At 67.0% G+C, this 26,411-nt stretch carries 24 protein-coding genes; 11 read left to right on the plus strand and 13 right to left on the minus strand.

Going from position 1 to position 26,411, the window contains the following annotated elements:
• Nucleotides 1–57 precede the first annotated feature (57 nt).
• On the plus strand, nt 58–870 hold the full coding sequence (gene epsE, locus QZ709_RS16315; protein ID WP_366937189.1) for a polysaccharide export protein EpsE: 813 nt from the start codon (nt 58–60) through the stop codon (nt 868–870).
• A gap of 87 nt (nt 871–957) precedes the next feature.
• Here epsE and QZ709_RS16320 read toward each other — a convergent pair whose 3' ends face one another.
• On the minus strand, nt 958–2,223 hold the full coding sequence (locus QZ709_RS16320; RefSeq protein WP_294638484.1) for an RsmB/NOP family class I SAM-dependent RNA methyltransferase: 1,266 nt from the start codon (nt 2,221–2,223) through the stop codon (nt 958–960).
• On the minus strand, nt 2,177–3,115 hold the full coding sequence (locus QZ709_RS16325) for a sterol desaturase family protein (protein WP_294638485.1): 939 nt from the start codon (nt 3,113–3,115) through the stop codon (nt 2,177–2,179). Before QZ709_RS16325 ends, QZ709_RS16320 begins: the two co-directional genes overlap by 47 nt.
• 161 nt (nt 3,116–3,276) lie before the next feature.
• Here QZ709_RS16325 and QZ709_RS16330 point away from each other — a divergent pair, with 161 nt between their 5' ends.
• On the plus strand, nt 3,277–4,275 hold the full coding sequence (locus tag QZ709_RS16330; RefSeq protein WP_294638487.1) for an AraC family transcriptional regulator: 999 nt from the start codon (nt 3,277–3,279) through the stop codon (nt 4,273–4,275).
• Between the two features lie 153 nt (nt 4,276–4,428).
• Nucleotides 4,429–6,012 (plus strand): methyl-accepting chemotaxis protein, encoded by a 1,584-nt coding sequence (locus tag QZ709_RS16335; RefSeq protein WP_294638489.1) that lies wholly within the window; start codon nt 4,429–4,431, stop codon nt 6,010–6,012.
• An 18-nt stretch (nt 6,013–6,030) separates the two neighbouring features.
• On the opposite strand, the gene QZ709_RS16340 is transcribed toward QZ709_RS16335, so the two are convergent.
• Nucleotides 6,031–7,071 carry an aliphatic amidase gene (locus QZ709_RS16340; RefSeq protein WP_294638490.1) on the minus strand — a complete coding sequence of 347 codons (1,041 nt, stop codon included), beginning with the start codon at nt 7,069–7,071 and terminating at the stop codon, nt 6,031–6,033.
• Nucleotides 7,072–7,251: 180 nt separating this feature from the next.
• On the opposite strand from QZ709_RS16340, the gene QZ709_RS16345 reads away from it, so the two are divergent.
• Nucleotides 7,252–8,319, plus strand: coding sequence for an ionic transporter y4hA (locus QZ709_RS16345; RefSeq protein WP_294638491.1), 1,068 nt, complete (start codon nt 7,252–7,254; stop codon nt 8,317–8,319).
• 26 nt (nt 8,320–8,345) lie between these two features.
• Here QZ709_RS16345 and QZ709_RS16350 read toward each other — a convergent pair whose 3' ends face one another.
• From QZ709_RS16350 to urtA, 7 genes are all read right to left on the minus strand, one after another.
• The gene (locus tag QZ709_RS16350; protein ID WP_294638492.1) at nt 8,346–8,708 is read right to left on the minus strand and encodes a zinc ribbon domain-containing protein; all 363 of its coding nucleotides are present in this window, start codon (nt 8,706–8,708) and stop codon (nt 8,346–8,348) included.
• Between the two features lie 28 nt (nt 8,709–8,736).
• Nucleotides 8,737–9,972: a formamidase gene (gene fmdA, locus QZ709_RS16355; RefSeq protein WP_294638493.1), complete on the minus strand. Its 1,236-nt coding sequence runs from the start codon at nt 9,970–9,972 to the stop codon at nt 8,737–8,739.
• Between the two features lie 15 nt (nt 9,973–9,987).
• On the minus strand, nt 9,988–10,677 hold the full coding sequence (gene urtE, locus QZ709_RS16360) for an urea ABC transporter ATP-binding subunit UrtE (protein WP_294638494.1): 690 nt from the start codon (nt 10,675–10,677) through the stop codon (nt 9,988–9,990).
• A 126-nt stretch (nt 10,678–10,803) separates the two neighbouring features.
• Complete coding sequence (gene urtD / locus QZ709_RS16365; protein WP_294638496.1) at nt 10,804–11,547, minus strand: urea ABC transporter ATP-binding protein UrtD; 744 nt, start codon at nt 11,545–11,547, stop codon at nt 10,804–10,806.
• 31 nt (nt 11,548–11,578) lie between these two features.
• Entirely contained in the window at nt 11,579–12,775 is a 1,197-nt protein-coding gene (gene urtC / locus QZ709_RS16370; protein ID WP_294638498.1) for an urea ABC transporter permease subunit UrtC, read from the minus strand.
• Between the two features lie 21 nt (nt 12,776–12,796).
• A complete protein-coding gene (gene urtB / locus QZ709_RS16375; protein WP_294638519.1) occupies nt 12,797–13,711 on the minus strand; it encodes an urea ABC transporter permease subunit UrtB in 915 nt (304 codons plus the stop codon).
• 122 nt (nt 13,712–13,833) lie between these two features.
• Entirely contained in the window at nt 13,834–15,087 is a 1,254-nt protein-coding gene (urtA, locus tag QZ709_RS16380) for an urea ABC transporter substrate-binding protein (protein ID WP_294638500.1), read from the minus strand.
• A gap of 220 nt (nt 15,088–15,307) precedes the next feature.
• Between urtA and QZ709_RS16385 the strand changes: the two genes are divergently transcribed.
• Both QZ709_RS16385 and QZ709_RS16390 read left to right on the plus strand, forming a co-directional pair.
• Nucleotides 15,308–18,766, plus strand: a complete 3,459-nt coding sequence (locus QZ709_RS16385) for an ATP-binding protein (RefSeq protein WP_294638501.1) — start codon at nt 15,308–15,310, stop codon at nt 18,764–18,766.
• A complete protein-coding gene (locus tag QZ709_RS16390) occupies nt 18,756–19,448 on the plus strand; it encodes a response regulator (RefSeq protein ID WP_294638502.1) in 693 nt (230 codons plus the stop codon). The genes QZ709_RS16385 and QZ709_RS16390 overlap by 11 nt, the downstream gene beginning before the upstream one ends.
• 7 nt (nt 19,449–19,455) lie before the next feature.
• Here QZ709_RS16390 and QZ709_RS16395 read toward each other — a convergent pair whose 3' ends face one another.
• Nucleotides 19,456–19,827, minus strand: coding sequence for a hypothetical protein (locus QZ709_RS16395; protein ID WP_294638503.1), 372 nt, complete (start codon nt 19,825–19,827; stop codon nt 19,456–19,458).
• Between the two features lie 195 nt (nt 19,828–20,022).
• On the opposite strand from QZ709_RS16395, the gene QZ709_RS16400 reads away from it, so the two are divergent.
• Nucleotides 20,023–20,658, plus strand: coding sequence for a DUF2238 domain-containing protein (locus QZ709_RS16400; RefSeq protein WP_294638505.1), 636 nt, complete (start codon nt 20,023–20,025; stop codon nt 20,656–20,658).
• Nucleotides 20,642–21,940 (plus strand): DUF445 domain-containing protein, encoded by a 1,299-nt coding sequence (locus tag QZ709_RS16405; RefSeq protein ID WP_294638506.1) that lies wholly within the window; start codon nt 20,642–20,644, stop codon nt 21,938–21,940. The genes QZ709_RS16400 and QZ709_RS16405 overlap by 17 nt, the downstream gene beginning before the upstream one ends.
• A 30-nt stretch (nt 21,941–21,970) precedes the next feature.
• Here the strand turns inward: QZ709_RS16405 and purN are convergent, their stop codons facing one another.
• The gene (gene purN, locus QZ709_RS16410; protein WP_294638507.1) at nt 21,971–22,603 is read right to left on the minus strand and encodes a phosphoribosylglycinamide formyltransferase; all 633 of its coding nucleotides are present in this window, start codon (nt 22,601–22,603) and stop codon (nt 21,971–21,973) included.
• A gap of 146 nt (nt 22,604–22,749) precedes the next feature.
• Between purN and QZ709_RS16415 the strand changes: the two genes are divergently transcribed.
• On the plus strand, nt 22,750–24,063 hold the full coding sequence (locus QZ709_RS16415; protein WP_294638508.1) for a tryptophan--tRNA ligase: 1,314 nt from the start codon (nt 22,750–22,752) through the stop codon (nt 24,061–24,063).
• 110 nt (nt 24,064–24,173) lie between these two features.
• Complete coding sequence (locus tag QZ709_RS16420) at nt 24,174–24,662, plus strand: DUF3717 domain-containing protein (protein WP_294638509.1); 489 nt, start codon at nt 24,174–24,176, stop codon at nt 24,660–24,662.
• Nucleotides 24,663–24,665: 3 nt separating this feature from the next.
• On the opposite strand, the gene ppk2 is transcribed toward QZ709_RS16420, so the two are convergent.
• Nucleotides 24,666–25,472, minus strand: coding sequence for a polyphosphate kinase 2 (gene ppk2, locus QZ709_RS16425; RefSeq protein WP_294638510.1), 807 nt, complete (start codon nt 25,470–25,472; stop codon nt 24,666–24,668).
• 91 nt (nt 25,473–25,563) lie between these two features.
• Here ppk2 and QZ709_RS16430 point away from each other — a divergent pair.
• The coding region (locus QZ709_RS16430) for a glutamate--tRNA ligase family protein (protein WP_294638512.1) at nt 25,564–26,411 on the plus strand (848 nt) is incomplete at its 3' end.

Genomic DNA, 26,411 nt, shown 5'->3' on the forward strand with positions numbered 1-26,411 from the left:
CAGTGCTTTTGAACACCGCCCCGCCGGGGCCTTGAACATCAATAGAGGACTGAACGTATGAAGTGGATGCGTGAGATTGCGCGCTGGCTGCTGGCCGCCACCCTGCTGAGCGCCGGCCTGGCGGCCCAGGCTGCCCCCCAGGCCGACTACGTGCTGGGCGTGGGTGACCTGATCCGGGTTTCGGTGTACCAGAACCCCGACCTGACCCTGGAGACCCGCATCAACGAAGGGGGCACCATCTCCTACCCGCTGCTGGGCTCGGTCAAGATCGGCGGCCTGTCCGTCGTGGCCGCCGAGAAGAAGATCGCCGATGGCCTGCGTGAAGGCAACTACCTCAAGCAGCCTCAGGTCACCATCCTGCTGCTGGCCGTGAAGGCCAACCAGGTGTCCGTGCTGGGTCTGGTCAACAAGCCGGGTCGTTATCCGCTGGAAGCCGGCACCTCGAAGCTGAGCGAAGTGCTGGCGGCCGCCGGGGGCACCGTCGCCGGATCGGCCTCGGACATCGTCGTGATCTCCGGCCTGCGCAACGGCAAGGCCTTCCGCAAGGAAATCGACTTCCCCAAGGTGTTCGCCTCGATCGGCACGGTGGACGACATCCCGCTGGAAAACGGCGACGCCATCTGGGTGGACCGCGCGCCCCAGATCTACATCTATGGCGAAGTGCAGCGCCCTGGCGTGCAACTGCTGCTGCGCGACACCACGCTGCTGCAGGCACTGGCTTCGGCAGGCGGCCTCAACATGCGGGGCACCGAGCGCGGCATCCGCGTGCACCGTCGTGATGAGGGCGGCGAAGTCCGCATCATCCAGCCGGGCATGAACGACAAGCTGCAGCCCGGCGACGTGGTCTACGTGCGCGAAAGCCTGTTCTGATCTGCGCTGCCGCATGAAAAAAGGCCCGGTTCAACCGGGCCTTTTTGTTGGGCGCTGCGGAGTCTGCTGGGCCCGTACGGCCCGGCCTCAGGCTTTCTTGTCCCAGGCCGCCGCGTAGAAGCCATCGGTGGCATGCAGGTGCGGCCACAGGCGCAGGTGGCCGGCCGGGGTCACCAGGCCGCTGGCGTCGGGCACGCCGGCCTGTTCCAGCTTTTCTTTTGCGTCCACCGGGATGAAGTCGGGGTGGGCAGCGCTGAACGCGTTGGCGATCACCTCGTTCTCGGCGGGCATCAGGCTGCAGGTGGCGTACACCAGACGGCCGCCCGGTTTCAGCAGGCGCGCTGCGCTTTCCAGGATGGCCGTCTGCTTGGCCTGCAGTTCCTCGATGGCCTTCGGGCTCTGGCGCCATTTCAGATCGGGGTTGCGGCGCAGCGTGCCCAGGCCCGAGCACGGGGCATCGACGAGCACGCGGTCGATCTTGCCGCGCAGGCGCTTGATGCGGTCGTCGTTTTCGTGCGCGATCTGGGCCGAGTACACGTTCGACAGCCCGCTGCGGGCCAGGCGTGGCTTGAGGTTTTCCAGCCGATGGCCGGACACGTCGAAGGCATAGAGCCGGCCCGTGTTGCGCATCATGCCGCCCAGGGCCAGGGTCTTGCCGCCCGCGCCGGCGCAGAAGTCGACCACCATTTCACCGCGCTTGGCGCCGGTCAGCAGGGCCAGCAGCTGGCTGCCCTCGTCCTGCACCTCGACATGGCCGTCGGTGTACAGCGGCAGCTTCTGCAGGTTGGGCTTGCCGTCGATGCGGATGCCCATGGGCGAATAGGGCGTGGGCAGGGCCTCGATGCCGGCTTCGGCCAGCTGGGCCAGCACCTCGTCGCGCTTGGCCTTGATGGCGTTGACGCGCAGGTCCAGCGGGGCGCCACCGGAGAGGCGCTCGACCAGGGCCCAGAAGCCGGCGTCGTCCAGCTGCTCGCGCAGCTTGTTCGACAGCCAGTCCGGCATGTTGTGGCGCAGCTTGTCGGGCAGGGTGCTGCGGTCGATGGTGGCGGTGCGGGCCAGCCAGGCCTGCTCGTCGGCCGTCGCGCCGTTCTTGATGATGTGGGGCTGACCTTGCCAGGCCAGCAGCACCAGGCGGCGCTCCATGGGCCCGTGGCCCGACTGGGCCAGGTGGGCCCACAGCAGGCGCTGACGCAGCACGGCGTAGGCGGTCTCGGCCAGGGCGTGGCGTTCGCGGGCGCCCAGCGCCTTGTGCTTGCGGAAGAAATAGGAAACGATGCTGTCTGCCGGGGCGTCGAGCTTGAGCACCTCACGGACGAGCTGGGTCGTGAGGTCGAGAAGGGCATTCGGGTGCATGGGCGCGATTATCCCCGCTTGGCTGGCTTCGTTCCCACTCCGGCGGTGCCCACAGGTGCTTGAGCCGCGCGGCCAACGGGCCGGGCTGCAACATGTCACGCACCATGGCCACCCATTCGTGCACGGTCAGCCAGACCGGATTGTGGCTGTGGACCTGCCGCACCAGCCCGTAGTCGGGCGCCTCGGTCTCTTCCACGAAGGTGCCGAACAGCCGATCGAACACAATCAGCGTGCCGCCGTAGTTCCTGTCGATGTAGCGGGGGTTGCGGCCGTGGTGGGCGCGGTGGTGCGAGGGCGTGTTGAACACATATTCGATGACCGGGTGCAGCTTTCCCACCCACTGTGTGTGGATGAAGAACTGGTAGGCCAGGTTGCACGACAGGGCCAGCAGCACCCAGCGCGGCTCGAACCCGATCCACACCATGGGCAGGTAGAACAGCCAGTTGCCCGCCACCGGATACAGCCAGCTCTGACGCATGGCGGTGGTGAAGTTCATGTGCTCCGAGCCGTGGTGGACCACATGGGCGCACCAGAACCAGCGGATGCGGTGGCTGGCACGGTGGAACCAGTAGTAGCAGAACTCGACGCCCAGGTAGAGCAGGGCGAAGCGCAGCGGGGTGACCTCGATGTGCGTGAGCCGGTGCTGCGCCACCCAGTTCATGGCAGGCAGCACCATGAAGACGACGAAGGCCACGTCGACCAGGGTGTAGATGCCGCCCAGGTTGAGGCTGTCCAGGCTGTCGCGCCAGTCGTAGCGCCCGTGGCCACGCCAGCGCCAGGCCTCCAAAGCCACGACCATCAGAAACAACGGAGACAGGGCCACCAGCAGCCAGTCTCCGGGTTCGGTCCGGGACAACCAGCTGGCAAGCAAGGGAGGCAGATCGGTCATCATGGGGCGACATGCTCCCTCAGCGAGCGCGCAGCGGGCTTGACGTCGGCGGTCAATTTCTTGACGGTTCGCGCCAAGTTGCGCTTTCGCTCTCGTGTGAAATCCGCATGGGCAGCGCCGCGCGGCCGCGGCACGATCGCAGGGTTGTTCAGGGTAGTGCCACCATGACGGAAAACCGGGTCGCTTCGAGCTATGTGCGGCTCCTATACGAATACATCGAGAGACAGGGCCGTGATCCTGTCGACGTGCTCGGGGAGCCGCTGGATGAGTCTGCGCACTTCGTGCCGATGGCGCGCTGGCAGACCATGCTGGCGCGCGTGGATGCGCTTGAACGCCGCCCGGCGCTGGCCCTGCGCATTGCGGAGGGCATCGGCGCGCGGCACTTCGGTGTGGTCGGCTATGCCGCCCTGGCCTGCGGCAATCTGGCCGAAGCCTTGCAGCGCCTCGAGCGCTTCCATGCCTCGGTGTACGACGCGAACCCGGCCACCGTGCACTATGGGCCTGAGGGGGTGAGCATCGAATGGGGTGTGGCGCGGGGGCGCCCCGGGGCGCTGGTCGACGAGACCGCGATCGCGGCCCTGGTGCAACTGGCCCGGGACCTGACGGGGCGCTTCTGGCCGGTTCGGCGCGTGAGCTTCGTCAACCCGGTACCGATGTGGACCCAACCCTACGAAGATTTCTTTGGTGGCGAGGTCTGCTTCGAGGAGGACGCCACCCGTCTGGTCTTCGATCCGCAGGTGCTGGCCTTGCCCTTGCGCAAATCGGATCCGGCTTTGCTGACCTTGCTGGATCACCAGGCCGAACAGCTGCTGGCTGAAACCGCCGCGGTTCCCCCCGTCGTGGACGCCTGGCGGCGGACGCTGGTACCCCTGATCCGGGAGGGCCAGACCTCGTTGGCCGCGCTGGCAGAGGCGCACCACATGAGCCCCCGGACCCTGCAACGCCGGCTGGCCGAGCAGGGCACCAGCTTCCAGGGCCTGCTGGACCAGACCCGGCGGCATCTTGCGGAGCGCCACCTGCGCGACGCCCAGCTCGACCTGGCCGAGATCGCCTTGATTCTGGGCTACTCGGAGCAGAGCGCCTTCACGCGGGCCTTCCGTGCCTGGACGGGGTTGGCGCCCGCCCAGTGGCGGCGTCAGCACGCGCCGACCTTGCGGCGATGACGAGGGTGTCGTTCTGCGGTCGGTGAACGTTTGTCGTTCCTCAAGTTCGTTTGCGGAATGCCGACAACGGGAGACAAGGGGGCGCGTGGCCCGGTCGTGTGCGCACTCGACCGGGGTCACGCCCCCGCTTTTCATCCCGTGCAAGGAGTCGGCATGTTCTCTCTTCCCAGTTCCATCAAGGCCAAGCTGGTCCTGGCCTTTGGCGGGGTGGCCGGCATCGTGCTGGTGCTGGGTGGATTCGCCCTGTACTCGCTCCATGAGGCCACAGGACGCTTCACCACCTTTGTTCATGGTGTGGATGCCCGGGCCAAGGTTGCGGCCCATTTGCAGCATGCGGTGGACCACAGGGCCATCGGCGCGCGAAACCTGGTTCTGGCCGCGACCGACGAAGAGCGTGCCAAGGAAAAGGCCGATGTCGTGGCAGCGCATGGCGACGTGCAGCGCTTGCTCAAGCAGTTGAACGACATGATCGCCGTGGCCACTGACACATCCGAGGAAGCCCGTCGCCTGGTGGTTCGCTTGAGCGAGATCGAACAGGTCTACGGGCCGGTGGCCCTGGCCATCGTGGAGCAGGCGGCGCGGGGCGATGCCGAGCAGGCCCGGCGCAAGCTGCATGACGAGTGCCAGCCGCTGCTGACCCAGTTGCGGGGTGTCATGCGGGACTACAACGCGCTGGTCGAGCGGCGTGCCGCGGCCCTGGCCGCCGATGCCGAGGAACAGATGGCCACGCGTCGGGTGCTGTTGACGGCCGCTGTCCTGGCCGCGGTGTTGCTGGGCGTGGGGGGCGGCGTGCTCATCACGCGCAGCCTGATGGACGATCTGGGGGCCGAGCCACACGATCTGAACGTGTTCGCGCGCCGCGTGGCCGATGGCGACCTGAGCCCCATTCCCGGCGTGGACCGGGCGCCTTCGCACAGTGTGCTGGCCTCGTTGGGGTCCATGCAAGTCAACCTGGCCGCCATCGTGAACCAGGTGCGCGAGTCCTCGGACACCATCGTCACCAGCTCCACCCAGATCGCGCAAGGCAACAACGACCTGAGCCAGCGCACCGAAGAGCAGGTGAACGCCCTGCAGCAGACGGCCGCGACCATGGACGTCCTGGGCCACATGGTGGCCAGCAACGCCGACAGTGCCCAGCAGGCCAGCGAACTGGCAGTAGGGGCCAGTCAGGTGGCGGGCAAGGGCGGCGAGGTCGTCAGCCAGGTGGTCGACACCATGCGGGGCATCAACGAAAGCTCGAAGAAGATCTCCGACATCATCGGGGTGATCGATGGCATTGCCTTCCAGACCAACATCCTGGCCCTGAATGCGGCCGTGGAGGCGGCCCGTGCAGGCGAGCAGGGCCGGGGCTTCTCCGTCGTGGCCTCGGAGGTGCGCAGCCTCGCCCAGCGCAGTGCGACCTCGGCCCGCGAGATCAAGGCACTGATCACCCACAGCGTCGAGCAGGTCGAGCGCGGCACCGGTCTGGTGGACCAGGCCGGCGAGACCATGGCCGACATCGTGCGGGCCATCCAGCGCGTCACCGACATCGTGACGGAGATCAGCCAGTCCAGCACCGAGCAGAGCGAGGGCGTGACCCAGATCGGTGACACCATCAACCAGATCGACGACACCACCCAGAAGAACGCCGCCCTGGTGGAGGAAAGCGCCGCCGCCGCGGAGTGCCTCAAGCAGCAGGCCGATCGCCTGGCCCGGGCTGTGTCGACCTTCCGCATCAATGGGCGCAGCGTGCTGTGAGCGGTGGACGGGCCAGCGTCATTCGTACTTCAGTCGGGCGTCGTTCGGCAGACCGTCGATGGGGCACTCGGCCGTGCCCACGGTCTTGCGGGTGATGGCTTCGACCCGGGCCTGCGCGGCAGCGGGGTCATTGACCCACTCGCGGTAGAAATCGTAGGGGCACTCGGCCACGCCCTTGTCGCCTTCGCCCGAGTTGATCTTGCCCGTGTAGCCGCGGTGCAGGAGCTTGAACAGGTGGTTTTGTGACTGGGCCGTGCTGCGCGCGTCGCGGATGAGCCGTTTGCTCAGCTGGGCGTACTGGATGCCGTAGTCCTCTTCGCCGCATTCGCCCAACGTGCGCCCGTCGAAGCCGATGATGGCGCTGTGCCCGAAGTAGCTGTAGACGCCGTCGAAGCCGGCTGCGTTGGCCACGGCCACATAGCTGTTGTTGGCCCAGGCCATGGCCTTGGCCATCAGCACCTGCTGGTCCTTGGCGGGGTACATGTAGCCCTGGCAGCGCACGATCAGCTCGGCGCCCTTCATCGCGCAGTCGCGCCAGATCTCGGGGTAGTTGCCGTCGTCGCAGATGATGAGGCTGACCTTCATTCCCTTGGGTCCGTCCGACACATAGGTCTTGTCACCGGGGTACCAGCCCTCGATAGGCGTCCACGGCATGATCTTGCGGTACTTCTGGACGATCTCGCCCTGGTCGTTCATCAGGATCAGGGTGTTGTAGGGCACCTTGGCCGGGTGGGCCTCGTGGCGCTCTCCGGTGAGCGAGAACACGCCCCAGACCTTCGCGTTGCGGCAGGCCTGCGCGAAGATGTCGGTCACCTCGCCAGGAATGGTCACCGCCGTGTCCATCATCTCCTGCTTGTCATACATGATCCCGTGGGTGCTGTACTCCGGGAAGATGACCAGATCCAGCCCGGGCAGACCCAGCTTCATGCCTTCGATCATCTGGCGGATCTTGTGGGCATTGGCCATCACCTCGGCCGTCGTGTGGAGCCGGGGCATCTTGTAGTTGACGACGGCCACGCCGACCGTGTCTTCGCTGCTTGAAATGTCGCCGTGAAGCATGCTGCCTCTCCTGCAGGGTTGCGAAGCCTGCAGGGTGCGACGGAGGCCGGCTGCGCTCAATACGTTGATTGACGTATCGGCTCGCCTACTGTCGGGACGGTTCAACCTTGCGCGGGCAGGGCCGCAGGGGCGTTCCTACAATCCGGTGCATCGTTCACAGATTTCGGGAGACCCCTGTTCATGCCACTCTGGACCGTTCTCGTGCCCTTGGTTGCCGCCGGCTTGCTCGGGGTGTCGTCGATGCTGGGGGCTTCGGTCGGCATGCTGGCCCTGTTCGGCGGGGCCCTGATGCTGTCGGTGCTGGCTGCGGTTCACCATGCGGAGGTGATCGCGCACAAGGTGGGGGAGCCCTTGGGCACCCTGGTGCTGGCGCTGGCCGTGACGGTGATCGAGGTGGCGCTGATCGTCAGCATCATGATGGCGGGGGGCGCGAAGTCCGCGGCCGTGCCGCGCGACACGGTGTATGCCGCGATCATGATCATCTGCACCGGCGTGCTGGGCCTGTGCGTGCTGATCGGGGCGGTGCGGCACCGCGTGCAGACCTTTCGCGTGGCCGGCGCCAATGCCGGCCTGAGTGCCCTGATGGCCCTGGCGACGCTGTCGCTGGTGCTGCCGAGTTTCACCACCTCGACGCGCGAAGGCACCTACAGCCCGGCCCAGCTCGTGTTCGCCGGTGTGGCCTCGTTGGTGCTGTGGCTGGTGTTCATCTTCGTTCAGACCGTGCGCCACCGTGACTATTTCCTGCCCGAGGAAGAGGCGAGCAACGAGCACGTGCATGCCGCGCCGCCCGGAACGTGGCAGGCGCTGGCCAGCCTGTCGTTGCTGCTGGTGGCGCTGGTGGCGGTCGTGGGCCTGGCCAAGCTGCTGTCGCCCGCCATTGAACAGGCCGTGAGCGAAGCCGGCGCGCCGAAGGCGGTCATCGGGGTCGTCATCGCGCTGCTGGTGCTGCTGCCCGAAACCGTGGCCGCCATCCGCGCCGCGCACGCCAACCGACTGCAGACCAGCCTCAACCTGGCCATCGGCTCGGCGCTCGCCAGCATCGGCCTGACGATTCCGGCGGTGGCCGTGGTGTCGGTGTGGCTCGACCTGCCCCTTCAACTGGGCATCGTGGGCAAGGACCTGGTGCTGCTGCTGCTGACGTTCGCCATTGCCATCGTCACCCTGGGCCACGGCCGAACGACCGTGATGCAGGGTGCCGTGCACCTGGTGATCTTCGCAGCCTTCCTGTTCCTGACGCTGGTGCCGTGAACCCGGCCGCCAGGCCGTATCCGGGCTCAGTGGCTGATCATCCAGGGTCGTTTGGTGGGGAAGGTCTTGGCGCCATTGGCCGCCGTGACGGTGGCGCTGCGCAGGCCCTTGCTGCCTGAGCAGCACCCGCATCCCGCCGGGTGACGCAGCCGCGCATAGCCGCCTTCCTGGTAGCCCTTGGACGTCATCGGGGCGTGGCGGGCGGCTTCGTTGCGGTCCATGGCCGTGCGGGTGTCTGCGCTCAGACAGGCCAGCCGAGGGGCCGACGCGAACACACGCGGCGACGCGGTCCCGCAGTCGGGGCAGGGGGCCAGTTCATTGCGGTCGGCCAGGCTGCGGAAGGCGTCGAAGCCGCCGCAATGGGGACAGGCGTAGTCGTAGGTGGGCATGCGGCGGCTCCTGGGCGAGGGGGCGGGCTTACTTGACGAGGTCGTACGAGATCGGCATGTCGATGCTGCCGTCGAGCATCTTCACGGGGCCGGCGGCCGTCGGGTTGATGTCGAACTCGAAGATCTCGGTGGGCAGCCACAGCGTGGCGCAGGCGTTGGGGATGTCGACCACGCCGCTGATGTGGCCCTGCACCGGCGCGGTGCCCAGGATGGAGTAGGCCTGCGCCCCGGTGTAGCCGAACTTCTTCAGGTATTCGATGGCGTTCAGGCACGCCTGGCGGTAGGCCACGTGCACGTCCAGGTAGTGCTGCTTGCCCTGCTCGTCGACCGAGATGCCTTCGAAGATCAGGTAGTCCTTGTAGTTGGGCGTGATGGGGCTGGGCTTGAAGATCGGGTTCTTGATGCCGTACTTGGCCATCCCGCCCTTGATGAGCTGCACGCGCATGTGAACCCAGCCGGCCATCTCGATGGCGCCGCAGAAGGTGATCTCACCATCGCCCTGGCTGAAGTGCAGGTCGCCCACGGAGAGGCCCGCGCCTTCCACGTACACCGGGAAGAAGATCTTGGAGCCGCGTGACAGGTCCTTGATGTCGCAGTTGCCGCCGTGCTCGCGCGGGGGCACGGTGCGGGCACCTTCGGCGGCAATCTTGTCCTTGACCTCGCCAGTGGCCTTGCCAGCGTGGGCGGTCTTGGCGAACGGCGGGTTGGCCAGCGGTGGCACGCGGTCGGGCTGGGTGGCGATGAAATCGACCTCGCGCTCGTTCCACATGTCGAGCATCTTCTTGTCCGGCAGGCAGCCGATGAGACCCGGGTGGATCAGCCCTGCGAACTCGACGCCGGGGATGTGACGGCTCTTGGTGAACATGCCGTTGAAGTCCCAGATGGACTTCTGGGCGTGCGGGAAGTGCTCGGTCAGGAAGCCGCCGCCGTTGTTCTTGCTGAAGAAGCCGTTGAAGCCCCACAGGCTGTCGGCCTTGGCGCCGATGTCGAGCAGGTCCACCACCAGCAGGTCACCGGGCTCGGCGCCCTTGACGCCCACCGGGCCCGACAGGAAGTGCACCGTGGTCAGGTCGACATCGCGCACATCGTCGGCGCTGTCGTTGTTCTGGATGTAGCCGCCCGTCCAGTCGTAGGTCTCGAGCACGAAGTCGTCGCCGGGGTTGACCCAGCAGGCCATCGGGATGTCCGGGTGCCAGCGGTTGTGCACCATCGGGTTGTGGTAGGGAGAGTCTTTCAGGTCGACCTTGATCAGGGTTTCGGGCATGGCTTGCTCCTTGGTTCAAACAGACAGGTAGGCTTTGATGCGGTCGGCATCCGTGTCGGCGCGGGTCGTCTCGTGCACCAGGCGGCCGCCTTCGATGACGAAGAGGCGGTCGGCCACGTCCATCGCAAAGCTCAGCACCTGCTCGCTCACGACGATGGTGATCTCGCGCAGCTTGCGGATCTCGTTGAGGGCCTTGGCGATGTCCTTGATGATCGAAGGCTGGATGCCTTCGGTGGGCTCATCGAGCAGCAGGACCTTGGGGTTGGTGACCAGCGCACGGGCAATGGCGAGTTGCTGCTGCTGGCCGCCCGAGAGGTTGCCGCCCTTGCGGTGCTTCATGTCGAACAGCACCGGGAACAGCGCGTAGATGTCGTCGGGGATGCGCTTGCTCTTGCTGTTCTCCAGCCCGGTCTGGATGTTCTCCTCCACCGTCAGCGTCGGGAAGATCATGCGGCCTTGCGGCACGTAGGCAATGCCCTTCTTCACGCGTTGAAAGCTCTCGTCCTTCACCACGCTCTGGCCCGCCACGCTGATCTCGCCGGCCTTGGATGGCAGCACACCCATCAGGCTCTTGAAGAGCGTGGTCTTGCCCATGCCGTTGCGGCCCATGATGGCCACTGTCTCGTTCTTGTTGGCTTCGAACGAAATGCCGTGCAGCGCCTCGCTCTGGCCATAGCTCACGAACAGATCTTTGACTTGCAACATCGAGGTGCTCCTATCCTTGCTTGTGCGACGTTGGTGTTGACCCAGCGGCCACCATGGATCCGGCTTTGCCGGGCCATTGGTGGCGCCCCCTTGAGGGGGCGGCCGCAGGCCGCAGGGGGTGGGCCATCAATGGCCGAGATAGACGTCGATGACCTTGGGGTCGCTCTGGACCTGATCCATCGTCCCTTCGGCGAGGATCTTTCCTTGGTGCATCACGGTCACCTTCGAGGCAATCTGCTTGACGAAGTCCATGTCGTGCTCGATGACGATCATCGAGCGCCCCTTGCAGATGCGCTTGAGGAGCTCGGCGGTGAGTTCGCGCTCCTTGGCGCTCATGCCGGCAATCGGCTCATCGAGCATCAACAGCTCGGGCTCCTGCATCAGCAACATGCCGATCTCCAGCCACTGTTTCTGGCCGTGGCTCAGCAGGCCGGCTTCCATCTCCAGCTTGTCCGCCAGGCCGATCTCCTCGGCCACCACCTGCACCTTGGCCTTGACCTCGTCGGTGCATTTGAAGCCCAGCGCGCCGAACACCGAGCGGCCCTCGGGATAGGAGACTTCCAGGTTCTGGAAGACGCTCAGGTTCTCGTAGATCGACGGCGTCTGGAACTTGCGGCCCACGCCCGAGCGGACGATGGCGTGCTCGGACTTCTTCGTGAGCTCGGTGTCCATGAACTTGATGCTGCCGTGGCTGGCCTTGGTCTTGCCACAGATCAGGTCGAGCAGCGTCGTCTTGCCCGCGCCGTTCGGGCCGATGATCACGCGCAGCTCGTCCTTGTCGACATACAGGTTGAGGCTGTCGATGGCCTTGAAACCATCGAAGGAGACCGTGAGGTCTTCGATGTACAGCACGAATTCCTTGGCACTCATGGGGGACTCCGGTGAGGTGGGGCGGGTGGGATCAGGCTTGCTGGCCGCTCATGCCGTGAGGCAGGCCAGTCCCCGGTTGAGACGGCGGCAGGACTTCGGGGTAGGCCGCGTGCGCGGCCTTGATGCGCTCGGCCTGCAGCTTGCGATCGGCCTGACGTCGGGCCCACCAGGGCTTGATCTTCTGGTCCCACAGGCCAGCCAGCCCATCGGGAAAGGCCATGGTCACGCCGATGAACAGGGCAGCCATCAGGAAGAGCCACAGATCGGGCGCGCTCTCCGAGAAGTAGGTCTTGCCGAAGTTGACGATGAGCGCGCCGTAGATGGCACCGACCAGGCTCATGCGCCCGCCCACTGCCGCAAAGATCACCATCTCGATCGATGGCACGATGCCGACGAAGGATGGCGACATGAAGCCCACCTGCAGCGTGAACAGCGCGCCGCCGATGGCCGAGATGCCCGCCGCCAGGCAGAAGGCGAACACCTTGAACATGGCCACGTCGTAGCCGGAGAAGCGCACGCGGTCTTCCTTGTCGCGCATGGCCAGCAGCAACGTGCCCAGCTTGCTCGACTGGATCCAGCGGCACAGCAGCACGCAGGCGATCAGCAGGGCGGCGCTGACGTAGTACAGGATGAGCTTGGCACCGTCGGTGCGGATGTCCCAGCCCAGCAGCGTCTTCAGGTCCGTGATGCCGTTGACGCCGCCGGTGTAGCCCTGCTGGCCGATGATCAGCACGGTCAGCACCAGGGCCACGGCCTGCGTGATGATGGCGAAGTACACCCCGCCCACGCGCCGCTTGAACATCGCGTAGCTGATGATGAAGGCCAGCAGCATCGGCACGATCACCACGGCAGCCAGTGCGAACGGCAGGCTCTTGAATGGGGTCCACCACCATGGCAGCGCCGTGAGCTGATTCCAGTCCATGAAGTCGGGGATGCCGGGGGTGGACTGGATCTTGGTGCTGATCGGATCCGAAGCCTCGAGCTTCAGGAACATGGCCATCATGTAGCCGCCCAGCCCGAAGAACACACCCTGGCCGAGGCTGAGGATGCCGGCATGGCCCCACAGCATCACCAGGCCGATGGCCACGAAGGCGTAGGTCAGGTATTTGCCGACCAGGTTGAGACGGAAGGTGTCCAGCCCGAGGGGAAACACGACGAAGAGCAGCAGGGCGAGCAGCAGCAGGCTGCCAAGCTGGCGGCGTTGAAACCAGGTGGTGAGGGCGTTCATGGGGTGTACTCCGTGTCCGTGTCAGCGACGCACCTTCGAGGCGAACAGGCCTTGCGGACGGATCATCAGGATGGTGATCACCAGCATCAGCGTCAGCACCTTGGCCATCGATCCGGTCATGAAGAACTCCGAGATCGACTGTGTCTGAGCGATGCCGAAGGCCGATGCGACCGTGCCGAGCAGGCTGCCGGCGCCACCGAAGGTCACGACCAGGAAGCTGTCGACGATGTAGAGCGAGCCGCTGGTGGGGCCCGTTGAACCGATGGTGGTGAAGGCCGCGCCCGCCACGCCGGCGATGCCGCAGCCGATGGCGAAGGTCAGGCGATCGGTCTTCTTGGTGTTGATGCCGATGGCATTGGCCATCACGCGGTTGCTGACAGTGGCACGCACGCGCAATCCCCAGCGGGCCTTGTAGAGCGCGATCAGCAGCAAGGCCGTCACGATGGCGGTCAGTGCCATCACGAACAGGCCGTTGATGGGGATGTCCAGGCCTTCCGACGGCGCCCAGGAGCCCATCAGCCAGTCAGGCAGCGTGGGGCTGACTTCCTTCGGGCCGAAGGTGGAGCGAAAGACCTGCTGCAGGCCCAGGCTGAGACCCCAGGTGGCCAGTAGCGTGTCCAGCGGCCGTTTGTAGAGGTGACGGATCAAGGCCCATTCCGTGAGCCACCCGGCCGCGAAGGCGATCAGGAAGGCCGCCACAATGGCCACCGGGAAGTACATCTGCATCAGGCCCGGCGCGAACTTCTCGGTCAAGGTCGATCCGAGGTAGATCGTGTAGGCCCCGATGGTCATGAACTCGCCATGCGCCATGTTGATCACGCCCATCTGCCCGAAGATCACGGCCAGGCCGAGGCCCATGAGCAGCAGCACGGAAAACAGGCTCAGGCCGGCGAACCCCTGCATCACGCCGATGTTCCACATGTCGGATAAGGTCATGTCCATACGTTCTCTCTTCCAGGCTCGTGCCATGCAAACCGGATCAAGCAGGACACCGCGGATCTGGCGCTGCCAGTCCGCTGGTGTGGCCCCGGGGTGCGGCCATCAGGCCGCAGGGGAGGTCACTGATATCCCTTGGGGAAGGGGTTCGGCTCGATCAGGTCCTTGGACTCGGACACCACCTTGAACGTGCCGTCGGGCTGGCCTTGCGCAATGCGCGACTTGCTCCAGAGGTGGTGGTTGGCGTGGACCTTCACATAGCCTTCGGGGGCGGTCTTGAGCTCGATCCCCGGCGAGGCGGCCACGACCTTGTCCACGTCGAAGCTGCCGGCCTTCTCGACGGCGGCCTTCCACAGCCAGGGGCCGAGGTAGCCGGCCTGGGTGACATCGCCGATCACCGACTTCGGTCCGTACTTGGCCTTGAAGGCCGCGACGAACTTCTTGTTGTTCTCGTTGTCCAGCGACTGGAAGTACTTCATCGAGCCGTAGAAGCCGGCGAAGTTTTCGCCGCCCACGCCGAGCATCTCGTCTTCCGTCACCGACAGGGTCAGCAGGAACTGCTTGGCGCCGGTGATGCCGGCAGCCTTGAGCTGCTTGTAGAAGGCCACGTTCGAGCCGCCCACCACGGCCGCAAAGATGCAGTCGGGCTTGGCCACCTTGATCTTGTTGATCAGCGAGTTGAAGTTGGTGTGGCCCAGCGGGTAGTACTCTTCGCCCACCACGCTGCCCAGCTTGCCCACGGTCTCGATGTGCTTGCGCGCGATCTTCATCGAGGTGCGCGGCCAGATGTAGTCCGAGCCGACGAGGAAGAAGGTCTTGGCCTTCTTCTCCTTGGCGCCCCAGTCCAGGCCATAGATGATTTGCTGTGTGGCTTCCTGGCCGGTGTAGATCACGTTCTTGGACTGCTCCAGGCCTTCATAGAAGGTGGGGTAGTACAGCAGGCCGTTTTCCTTCTCGAACACAGGCAGCACCGCCTTGCGCGAGGCCGACGTCCAGCAGCCGAAGACGCAGGCCACACGGTCGTTGACCAGCAGCTTCTTGGACTTCTCGGCGAACGTGGGCCAGTCGGAAGCGCCGTCTTCCTTGATCACACGGATCTTGCGGCCCAGCACGCCGCCCATGGCATTGATCTGGTCGATGGCGAGTTGCTCGGCCTGGATGGAGCCTGTTTCCGAGATGGCCATCGTGCCGGTGGCCGAGTGCAGCTGGCCCACGACCACCTCGGTGTCGGTCACGGCCAGCTTGGTGGTGTTGACTGCGGAGGTGGCCGGTGCGGCGCCGTAGCTCAGGCCGGTGAGGCCCATCAGCGGCACCGCGCCCAGGCCTTGCAGCACCCGGCGGCGGTTGAGAGACAGGTCATCGTCGTGTTGGGACATGAAAGGACTCCTTGCACAAAAAGGGGGGTGGCCTGTGCCGCGCGCTGGTGCACTGTGGCGTGCAGGCCCTGTGTTGCGCGGCCTTGGGTGCAACAGTAAGGAGCTCAGGGTTTCTGCTGAATACGTCAATTAACGTAGTCGGCCGGGCGCCACGCGCGTGTGCCGCGCTTGGACTGCTTCTTGCATTCGCCCCGCCGCGTTGTTCAGCGAAAGACCGCATGTGACCGTCGCCCGGCAGAAGATCTTCCGCATCCGCCGTGAGTACAACTCGTGGGTTGCCAACGAGACCCTGGAGGACTACGCGCTGCGCTACACACCGCGCAGCTTCCGCAAGTGGAGCGAGATGCGTGTGGCCAACACCGCCTTTGGCGCGGTGTCGTTTCTGGCACTCGAAGCCATCGGGGGCGCCATCGCGCTCAACTACGGATTCACCAACGCGCTGTGGGCCATCCTGCTCGTGGGTCTGGTCACCTTCCTGACCGGCTTGCCGATCAGCTATTACGCCGCGCGCTACGGCGTCGACATGGACCTGCTCACGCGGGGTGCGGGATTCGGCTACCTGGGCTCGACCCTGACTTCGCTGATCTACGCCAGCTTCACCTTCATCTTCTTTGCGCTCGAAGCGGCCATCATGGCGCTGGCCCTGCAGATGCTGTTCGACTGGCCGCTGACCGTGTGTTACGTGGTGTCGTCGCTGGTCATCATTCCGCTGGTCACGCATGGCATCACGCTGATCTCGCGTCTGCAGACCTGGACGCAGCCGGTGTGGGCTGCGCTGTGGCTGTGTCCGTTCATTGCTGTGGCGCTGAAGCATCCGGATGCGTACCGCGCCTTCACGGGGCTGGCTGGCCGGGCCACGGGCGACAGCGGCTTCGACTGGCTGGCCTGCGGCATGGCGGCCACCGTGGCGTTTTCCTTGGTGGTGCAGGTGGGCGAGCAGGTTGACTTCCTGCGCTTCCTCCCCGAAAAGACCCGCGAGAACCGCGTGCGCTGGTGGACGGCCGTGCTGGTGGCCGGCCCTGGATGGATCGTGCCGGGGATGCTGAAGATGCTGGCCGGTGCGTTCCTGGCGTTCCTCGCCCTGCAGCGCGAGGTGCCGGTGGACAAGGCCATCGAACCCACGCAGATGTACCTGGCCGGCTTCAGCGAGGTCTTCACTTCGCCGGGATGGGCGCTGGGGGCCACGGTGCTGTTCGTCATCGTGTCGCAGGTCAAGATCAACGTCACCAATGCCTATGCCGGATCGCTGGCCTGGTCCAACTTCTTTGCCCGCCTGACCCACAGCCACCCCGGGCGAGTGGTGTGGTTGGTCTTCAACGTGCTGATCGCCGTGCTGCTGATGACGCTCGGCGTGTTCGGCGCGCTCGAGCACGTGCTGGGGCTTTACAGCAACGTCGCCATTGCGTGGGTGGGGGCACTGGTGGCCGATCTGGTCATCAACAAGCCGCTGGGCTGGTCGCCGCGGGGAATCGAGTTCCGGCGTGCCTACCTGCCTGATCTCAATCCGGTCGGGTTGGGCGCCACCTTGCTGGCCACCATCGTGGCCCTGGTGGCGCACGCTGGCGTGCTGGGCAAACTGGCGGCGGCGTGGTCGCCGTTTCTCGCGCTGGCCGTCGCCATGGTGGCCTCGCCCGTGCTGGCCCGGGTCACGCGGGGACGGTTCTACCTGGCGAGGCAGCCTGCGGCCTCGTGGCAGCCGGGCGAGATGGTGCGGTGCTCGGTGTGCGAGAACCTGTTCGAGGCCGAGGACATGGCCGCCTGTCCGGCCTACGACGCCCCCATCTGTTCCTTGTGCTGCACGCTGGAGAGCCGCTGCCACGATCGCTGCAAGAGCCGATCGCGCGCGGCCGAACAGGTGTCCGATGGCCTGACCGCGGTGTTGCCGCCCGCCTGGTCGCGGCGCATCAACTTTCGGGTCGGCCACTACCTGGTGGTCTTTCTGTCGATGGCCGCGCTGCTGGCTTTCGTGCTTGGCGTGGTCTATTACCAGGAGGGGGTGCTGTCAGCGGGGCTGCATGCCGGTGCAGAGGTGCCTGCCCCTGCCGGTGCGCTGCAAGGGCCCTTCATCAAGGTGCTTGCGCTGATGCTGCTGGTGGCGGCCGTGTGTGCGTGGTGGGTGGTTCTGGCGTCCGAGAGCCGCCGCATGGCGCAGGACGATTCCAATCGGCAGACCCAGCTGCTGCAGGTGGAGATCGACGCCCACCGCCGCACCGACGCGGCGCTGCAGCAGGCCAAGGAACTGGCCGAGGCCGCGAACCAGGCCAAGACCCGGTACGTGGCCGGCATGACGCACGAGCTGCGGACGCCGCTCAACAGCATCCTGGGCTATGCACAGATCCTGTTGAAGGACGAGCCGGAGCAGGGCGGCAAGCGGGGGGCGCTGACCACCATCCAGCGCAGTGGCGAGCACCTCATGGGGCTGATCGACGGCTTGCTCGACCTGGCGCGCATCGAGGCCGGACGGCTCCGGCTGGATCCGGTCCCCTTGCCCCTGCACGAGTTTCTGGACGATGTCGTGCGCATGGTGGAGCCACAGGCCCTCGCCAAGGGGCTGCGCTTCGAGCTGGAAACCCTGGGTCGGGTGCCGGTGTGGGTTCAGGCCGATGCGCGGCGTCTGCGTCAGATCCTGCTGAACCTGCTGGGCAATGCCGTGCGCTTCACGGACCAGGGGCGCATCACGCTGCGAGTCGATGCCCGTCGCGAGGTGCTGCGTTTCGAGGTGGTCGACACCGGGATCGGCATCGCGCCGCAGGACCTGGAGCGGATCTTTCTGCCGTTCGAGCGGGGCAGCGGAGGCCGACGTCGGGCGGACCCGGGAACCGGCCTGGGCCTGACCATCACCCACCTGCTGACCGAGCTCATGGGTGGCGAACTCAGCGTGCACAGCACCCTCGGGCAAGGCAGCACGTTCAGCGTGCGGCTCTACCTTCGAGAGATCAACGAGCCGCCGCAACGGCCCGCCGGGCCCGACTGGGCCGAGCGCCTGCGCCTGCATCCCGTGACGGGCTACAGCGGACCGCGCAAGACCCTGCTGGTGGTGGACGACCAGCCGACGCAACGGCAGATGCTGGCCGGCATGCTGCTGCCGCTGGGCTTCAAGGTGCGTGAGGCGGCCAGCGGCAGCGAGGCGCTCGACAGCGTGCGGGAGCAGGTGCCGGACGCCATCCTGCTGGACATCACGATGGACGACATGGACGGGTGGCGCACGGCCCGGGCCATCCGGCAGTCGGGCTTCACCGAGGTGCCGGTGGTGATGGTCTCGGCCAATGTGTTCGAGAACCGGCCCGAGAACCTGGCGGCGGCGCAGTGCCAGGCCTTTGTCGGCAAGCCGGTGATGGAGTCGGAGTTGCTGGCCACCCTGGGTGGGCTGCTGCACATCGAGTGGGTCACCGAGGTGTGTGCCCCGCCTGTTCGGCTCGACATGGCGGCCGCGTTGGCCGCCACCCCGATCGGGATGGCCGCCGCCTTGCCGGCCGATGCCGCCTGGGAACTGCACCGCCTGGCCCGAAAGGGACACGTTCAGGCGCTGCACGACGCCTTGATGGAGTGGCAGCGAGCCGAACCCACATTGAGCCCGCAATGGCAGGCGCTGCAAGCCCTGGTCGAGCGCTTCGACCTGGATGCGGTGGCCGAGCGCCTGGCGCCCTACCTGCTGGAGGACACCCAAGATGAACCCTGATGTCGCGACCTGTCACCGCGGGACCGTGCTCGTGGTGGACGATGCCCCCGACACCCTGCGCATGCTGTGCGATGCGCTGGCGGACGAAGGCTACACCGTGCTGGTGGCGCTCGACGGCCAGCAGGCCCTGGCCCGCCTGGATGTCGTCACGCCCGATGCCATCCTGATGGATGCGATGATGCCCGGCTGGACCGGCTTCGAAACCTGCCAGCGGATCAAGGCCCATGCGCAGGGCGCGACCATCCCGGTGATCTTCATGACCGGCCTGTCTGAAACTGCCGATGTGGTGGCCGGTTTCGAGTCGGGCGGGGTGGACTATGTGGTCAAGCCGGTGCGCATCGAGGAGGTGCTGGCCCGGCTCGCCACCCACGTCCGCAACGCGCGCCTGACACGCGAGGCCCAGCGCGCGATCGAGGCCGGACCGCCCTCTGCGCACGCCGGCCCGGCGGCGCTCAGCAGCCGCCTGGAAGAGGCCGCGCTGACGCCACGGGAAACCGAGGTGCTGGCCTGGGTGGCGCGGGGCAAGACCAACCGCGACATCGCCGAGATCCTGGGCATGAGCCACCGCACGGTGAACAAGCACCTCGAGCACATCTTCGAGAAACTCGGCGTCGAGACGCGCGCGGCCGCGGCGGCCCTGGCCAGCCCGATGCTGACAGGCAGCCACGTACCGTCCGGTTGACGCGCAGTCAGGCCTGGCCGGTGGCGCGGGCGTGGGCGTCCCAGCCTGCGCGGAACACGGCGCGGATCATGTCGTTGAACGAGCCGGGCGAGCGGCGCAGCTCGTCGCACTCGGCCTCCGTGAGCGTGACGCAGTGGCGCTGGGCCGGCGGGCTCAGGTCGTCGGGCGGCGTGAAGCCTCGCTTGAGGAGTTCATGGCGACGGCTCTCTTCCTGGTAGATGCGTTCATGTCCCAACTGGCGCAACTCGTTCTGCACGAACAGCAGCGTGCTGGTGGACTTCGACAGCACCAGGGTCGGCGGATTGCTGCGCAGGGTCTCGAAAGCCCGGCGCGCCATCTCGCGCAGTTCGCCCACATCGGGCATGTCAGACACGTTCACGGATTCGGTCATGGCCAGCAGCGTTGCCTCGGAATTCAGTAGAGGGGCTGGCGATCCGGTGGCGGTGCTGGCCCTGACGTGATTGTTCTAGAGCGGGCCTCGCTTGTGGGTGTCCGATGCGCATGCTGGCAGCAAAAGAGCGGCTTGTTGCCAATTACTGCGCGGGGTCCGTCGGCAGGGCGGTAGCATGCAGCCATGTCGACCACCTTGTTGCTGAACGCGGGCGTTGCCGTGCTGGGCGGGCTCCTGGTCGTGTCGGGGGTTGTGGCCCATGACCGCCCCACGTGGCTGCTCGAAGTCCTGCCCGTTCTGATCGCCGTGCCCATCCTGATGGCCACGCGGCGGCGCTTCCCCCTGACCGGCCTGCTCTACGGGGCCATCTTCGTGCACGCCCTGGTGCTTATTCTGGGCGGCACCTACACCTATGCGCGCGTGCCGCTCGGTTTCTGGATGGCAGAGTGGCTGGACCTTCAACGCAACCCGTACGACAAGATCGGCCACTTCTTCCAGGGCTTTGTGCCGGCCCTGGTGGCCCGGGAGATCCTGGTGCGGGGCGCCTACATCCGGGGGCAGCGCATGCTGGCTTTCCTCGTGGTGTGCGTGGTGCTGGCCATCAGCGCCACCTATGAGCTGATCGAATGGGGTGTGGCCGTGGCCATCGGGCAGGATGCCGATGCCTTTCTGGGCACGCAGGGCGACCCGTGGGACACCCAGTCCGACATGGCCATGGCTCTGATCGGCGCGTGCGTGGCACTGGCCGGTTTTGCCCGCTGGCAGGACCGGCAGATGGCCCGACTGCCTGCGACGCCCGAGCATGGCCACGCACGCTGACGCGGCTGTGCTCACCCGCGAGGCCAAGGCGCGCCGCCTGGCCCGCATGAAGGCCGTGGCCGTGGGCCTGCTGCTGGCCGCGGCGCTGCTGTATGCACTGGCCACGGCCATGCAGAGCCGGCAGCCTGCCCATGCAGCGTGGTGGGCCGCGCTGGCCGCCTTCTCCGAGGCGGCCATGATCGGCGCCATGGCCGACTGGTTTGCCGTCGTCGCCTTGTTCCGGCACCCGTTGGGGCTGCCCATTCCGCACACCGCCATCGTGCCGCGCAACCAGGCACGCATCGGCGAGAACCTGGCGGCCTTTCTGTGCGACCACTTCCTGGCGGAGGCCCAGGTCATCGACCGGCTCCGAGCCTTCGACCCCGCTCGCCGGCTGGCCGCCTGGATGGCCGAGCCGCGCCATGCCGATCAGGTGGCACGGCTGGTGACCGAAGGCGGGCGGCACGCGTTGATCGCGCTGGAGGACCCCCGGGTGGCGGTTTTCGTGCGCGAGACGGTGCTGCGCCGGCTGGACGAGGTGGACATCGCGACCTGGGCCGGGCGGTTGCTGGGCATCCTCACCGAGGGGCGGCGCCATCAGGCGTTGCTCGACGAGGTGCTGCAGCGCGTGGCCACCCGGCTGGGCGACGAGGCCTTGCAGGCCGAAATTGCCGAGCGCATGGCCGCCGAGGTGCAGGTGCTGCGCCTGGTCGGGCTGGATCAGGTGGCCGGGCGCATGGGCACGCGCAAGCTGCTGGCCGGGCTGGGGCGGTTGATTGCCGAGATGAGCGAAGACCCGGAGCACCCGCTGCGGCTGCGCTTCGATGCCTTCGTGGCCAGCCTGGTGACCGCGCTGGAGCACGATCCGGCGATGCGCATGAAGGCCGAGACCCTGCGCCGCGCCGTGCTCGCCCATCCCGCGCTGGCGGCCTTCCTGCACGGGCTGTGGCAGCAGGTGGTCGGCGCCCTGCGCGATGACCTGCATGACGAGCGGGGCGCGATCCGCACGCGGCTGGGCGATGCGGTCCGGGTGCTGGGGGAACGCCTGGCTGCAGACCCGGCCATGCAGGACTGGCTCAATGCGGAGTGGCTGGCGGCCGCGCCGGCGCTGGTGGACCGGTGGCGGGAGGACATCCGCCGGCACATCACCCAGCGCGTGGCGCAATGGCCGGCCGACGAACTGGCCCGCGAGCTCGAGCTGCACCTGGGCCCGGACCTGCAGTACGTGCGTTTCAACGGCACGCTGGTGGGCGGGCTGATCGGCCTGCTCATCCACGGCATCACGCTGTGGGTGATGCCCTGATGCGGTGAGGCCGGGCGGCCCCGCGCCCGCTCAGCTGCCGAAGCGCAGCTGCGACTCGCCCTCGGTGTGGGTCACGCGGCCATCGGCCAGCTTCAGGCTGCCTTCCACCATCCACCGCACCGCTTGCGGGTAGATCTGGTGCTCCTGCTTCAGCACGCGAGCCGAGAGCAGGTCGGGCGTGTCATCGGGCAGGACGGGCACTGCGGCCTGTGCCACGATGGGGCCGTGGTCCAGTTCGGCCGTGACGAAGTGCACCGTGGCGCCCGCCAGCTTGCAGCCGGCTTCGATGGCCCGCGCATGGGTGTGCAAGCCCGGGAAGGCCGGCAGCAGCGAGGGGTGCACGTTCAGCATGCGGCCTTCGAAGCGGCGCACGAATTCCGGCGTCAGGATGCGCATGAAGCCCGCCAGCACCACCACATCGGGCGAAAAACCGTCCACCACCCGTGCCAGTTCGGCGTCAAAGGCTTCGCGGCTGTCGTACTGCTTGTGGTCGACCACGGCCGTGGCAATGCCCCGGGCCGCCGCAAAAGCCAGGCCACCGGCCTCGGGGCGGTTGCTGATCACGGCCGCCACGCGGGCGGGCCAGTGCTCGGCGGCACAGGCGTTGACGATGGCCTCCATGTTGGAGCCGCGACCGGAGATCAGGATGACGATGTTTTTCATGCGGCCTAGAGTGTAGTGGCGTGGCACGCCGGCGGGCGCTTCACCGGCTGTGCCGCCTGCGGCGCCCGCCCCGGGAACCTACAATGCCCGTTTCCCTGAACGACCTTTGCTGCGCGGGCCTCTGGCGCCCTTGCAGCCGGCCCGCCATGACCCAACGCGTTCTCACCGGCATCACCACCACCGGCACCCCGCACCTCGGCAACTACGTTGGCGCCATCCGCCCTGCGATTGCCGCCAGCCGCGAGCCGGGCGTCGAAAGCTTCTTCTTCCTGGCCGACTACCACGCCCTCATCAAGTGCGATGACCCGGCCCGCATCGCGCGCTCGCGCCTGGAGATCGCCGCCACGTGGCTGGCTGCCGGGCTCGATACCGACCGCGTCACGTTCTACGCCCAGAGCGACATCCCGGAGATCACCGAGCTGAACTGGCTGCTGACCTGCGTGACCGCCAAGGGCCAGATGAACCGCGCGCACGCTTACAAGGCTTCGGTGGATGCCAACACCGCCAAGGGCGAGGACCCGGACGCAGGCGTCACCATGGGGCTGTACTGCTACCCGGTGCTGATGGCGGCCGACATCCTGATGTTCAACGCGCACCGCGTGCCCGTGGGCCGCGACCAGGTGCAGCACATCGAGATGGCCCGTGACGTGGCCCTGCGTTTCAACCACCTCTATGGCGCCGGCCAGGATCTCTTCGTGCTGCCCGAGGCCGAAATCGAGGAGGCCGTGGCCACGCTGCCCGGCCTGGACGGCCGCAAGATGAGCAAGAGCTACGACAACACCGTGCCCTTGTTCGAAGGCGGCCCCAAGGCGCTGAAGGAGGCCATCGCCCGGATCGTGACCGATTCGAAGTTGCCCGGCGAGCCCAAGGACCCCGAAGGCGCCCACCTCGTCACCATCTACGACGCCTTCGCGACGGCCGATCAGCGCGCGGCCTTCCGGGCCGACCTGCGGGCCGGCCTGGCCTGGGGGGAGGCCAAGCAGCGCCTGGTCGACCTGATCGAGGCCCATGTGGGCCCCATGCGCGCCCGTTATGCCGACCTGGTGGCCCATCCCGAACAGATCGAGGCCGTGCTGCAGGCCGGCGCCCACAAGGCCCGCGCCCGCGCCACGCCCTTCCTGAAGGAGCTGCGCCACGCCGTGGGCCTGCGCCGCATGGTGGCCTCGGCCGCCGTGCAGGCCGAGGCATCTGCCGCCACCAAGCCCGCCGTGCCGGTGTTCAAGCAATACCGTGAGGCCGACGGCCAGTTCTACTTCAAGCTCACCACCGCCAGCGGCCACCTGCTGCTGCAGAGCGCCGCGTTCGCCGAGGGCCGCGAGGCGGGCAACTGGGTCAAGCGCTTCAAGGCCGAAGGGGCGGCCGCCCTGGCCGGCGCGCCGGTGTCGCTCGGCGAGGGCGTCAGCCAGGCCGACGCCGAAGTGGCCCTGAATGCGTTGATGGCGTCGCTGCAGGACGCCTGAAGCGCGCGCACAATCGCACACCGCCCGGCTCGGTGCCCTCTCACCGGGCCGGACCTTTCCCTTGCTGCGTTTTGCCCTCCGCCTGAGCCCCACCGGGCGGGCGCCGTGCCATGAGCCTTCTTGACGACCAGCCCGTCGCCGGCATCCACATCACCGACATCGAGGCCGCCATCAACTGGTGGCGCGAGCGACAGCCTGCGTCCGGCGATGGCCTGGGGCTGGGCGACGAGTTGCGCGCGCTGGCCGAGGTGTACGCCCTGATGGTCTACCACCATGAGACCCTGTGCGACGAGGCGACCATGCCCCGTGCGGCCTACCAGGCCTGGCTTCGGTGGTACGACACCACGCCGGACACGCCCTGTATCGCGATCTGCTCGACCAGCCAGGGGGACGACCTGTGCAAGGGCTGTGGCCGCACCTTCGACGAAGTGCAGCTGTGGCCGGAGATGAGTCCCGGCGAGAAGCGCGCCACGTGGCGGCGCATCACGCTGGAGAGCACGGCGTGGCGCTTCAACCGCTACGCCGAGCGCGCCCGTGAACGCGCCCAGGACGACACGGCGCCCGGCTCGGTGCAGGGCGTGGGCACCGATCGGCCCTGACCGTCAGCCGGCAGCAGGATCCGGCACGAACGGCGCCAGCGGGCGGTGGGCCGCCGGATAGCTTTCTCTCCCCAGCTTGCCGTGCAGCGGTGGCATGTCGATCGTCTGCTCGGGTACATGCTGGTCGGGCAGGTGGTCCAGCAGGTGCCGGATCAGGGTCAGCCGACCCGCGCGCTGGTCGTTGAAGTCGACCAGCGTCCAGGGGGCGTACGCGGTGTGGGTGGCCTTCAGCATCGCGTTGCGGGCGCGACCGTACTCTGCGTACTGGGTGCGCGCCACCACGTCCACCGGCGAGAGCTTCCAGCGCTTCAGCGGGTCGGCCAGGCGCTCGGCGAAGCGCGCCTCCTGCTCGGCCTGGTCCACGCACAACCAGTACTTGAACAGCAGCACACCGTCGTTCACCAGCATGCGCTCGAAGGTGGGGGCGTCGTGCAGAAAGCGGCGGTACTCGGCGTCAGTGCAAAAGCCCATCACCTTCTCGACACCGGCCCGGTTGTACCAGCTGCGGTCGAACAGGACCACGTTGCCGGCGGCAGGCAGGTGCGGCACGTAGCGCTGGAAGTACCACTGGCCCCGTTCCTGCTCGGATGGTTTGCCCAGTGCGACCACCTGGCAGCGCCGCGGATCGAGCACGTCCGAAATTGCCCGGATCACGCCGCTCTTGCCGGCGGTGTCGCGGCCTTCGAAGATCACCAGCAGGCGCTTGTGATGGTGTGCCAGCCAGCGCGACATCTGCACCAGCTCCAGCCGCATCGGCTCCAGTGCGGCTTCGTAGGCCTTGCGGCTCAGTCGTTCCTGGTTCTTGCCCACGTCGGGTCCTCCATGCGCGTGATGTGGTTTGCACGATAGCGCATGGCAGGGCGGGGCGTCTGCAGCGGGCCGCCCTCGATAGAATTGGCACATGACCGACGCCACCGCATCCGGCGCGCCCGCCGCCGATTCCCCTCACAAGCCCACCAACTTCCTGCGCGGCATCATCGACCGCGATCTGGAGCAGGGCACCTACGCCAGCCGCCGCTGGGCCGGTACGCCCGGCGATGCCGCCCACCACGCTGCCGGCGAGCCGGATCCGGCGAAGATCCGCACGCGCTTTCCGCCCGAACCCAACGGCTACCTGCACGTCGGCCACGCCAAGAGCATCTGCCTGAACTTCGGCCTGGCGCGGGACTACGGCGGCGTCTGCCACATGCGCTTCGACGACACCAATCCCGAGAAGGAAGAGCAGGAGTACGTCGACGCCATTCTGGACGCGGTGAAGTGGCTCGGCTTCGGCTGGGACTCGTCGTTCAACGGCCAGGCGCAGAGCCACCTGTACTACGCGAGCAACTACTTCGACTTCATGTACCGCGCCGCCGAGGCGCTGATCACCGCGGGCCTCGCCTACGTGGATGAGCAGACGCCCGAAGAAATGCGCGCCAACCGCGGCGACTTCACCACGCCCGGCACGGACAGCCCCTTCCGCAGCCGCAGCCGGGAAGAGAACCTGGCGCGCTTCCGCGAGATGCGTGACGGCAAGCTGCCCGACGGCGCGGCCGTGCTGCGCGCGAAGATCGACATGGCCAGCCCCAACATCAACATGCGGGACCCGGCCATCTACCGCATTCGCCGCGCCACGCACCACAACACGGGCGACACCTGGTGCATCTACCCGATGTACACCTTCGCGCACCCCATCGAGGACGCGCTGGAGCAGATCACCCACTCGATCTGCACGCTGGAGTTCGAAGACCAGCGCCCGTTCTATGACTG

This window comes from uncultured Aquabacterium sp. (assembly GCF_913773725.1).
Lineage (GTDB): Bacteria > Pseudomonadota > Gammaproteobacteria > Burkholderiales > Burkholderiaceae_C > Aquabacterium.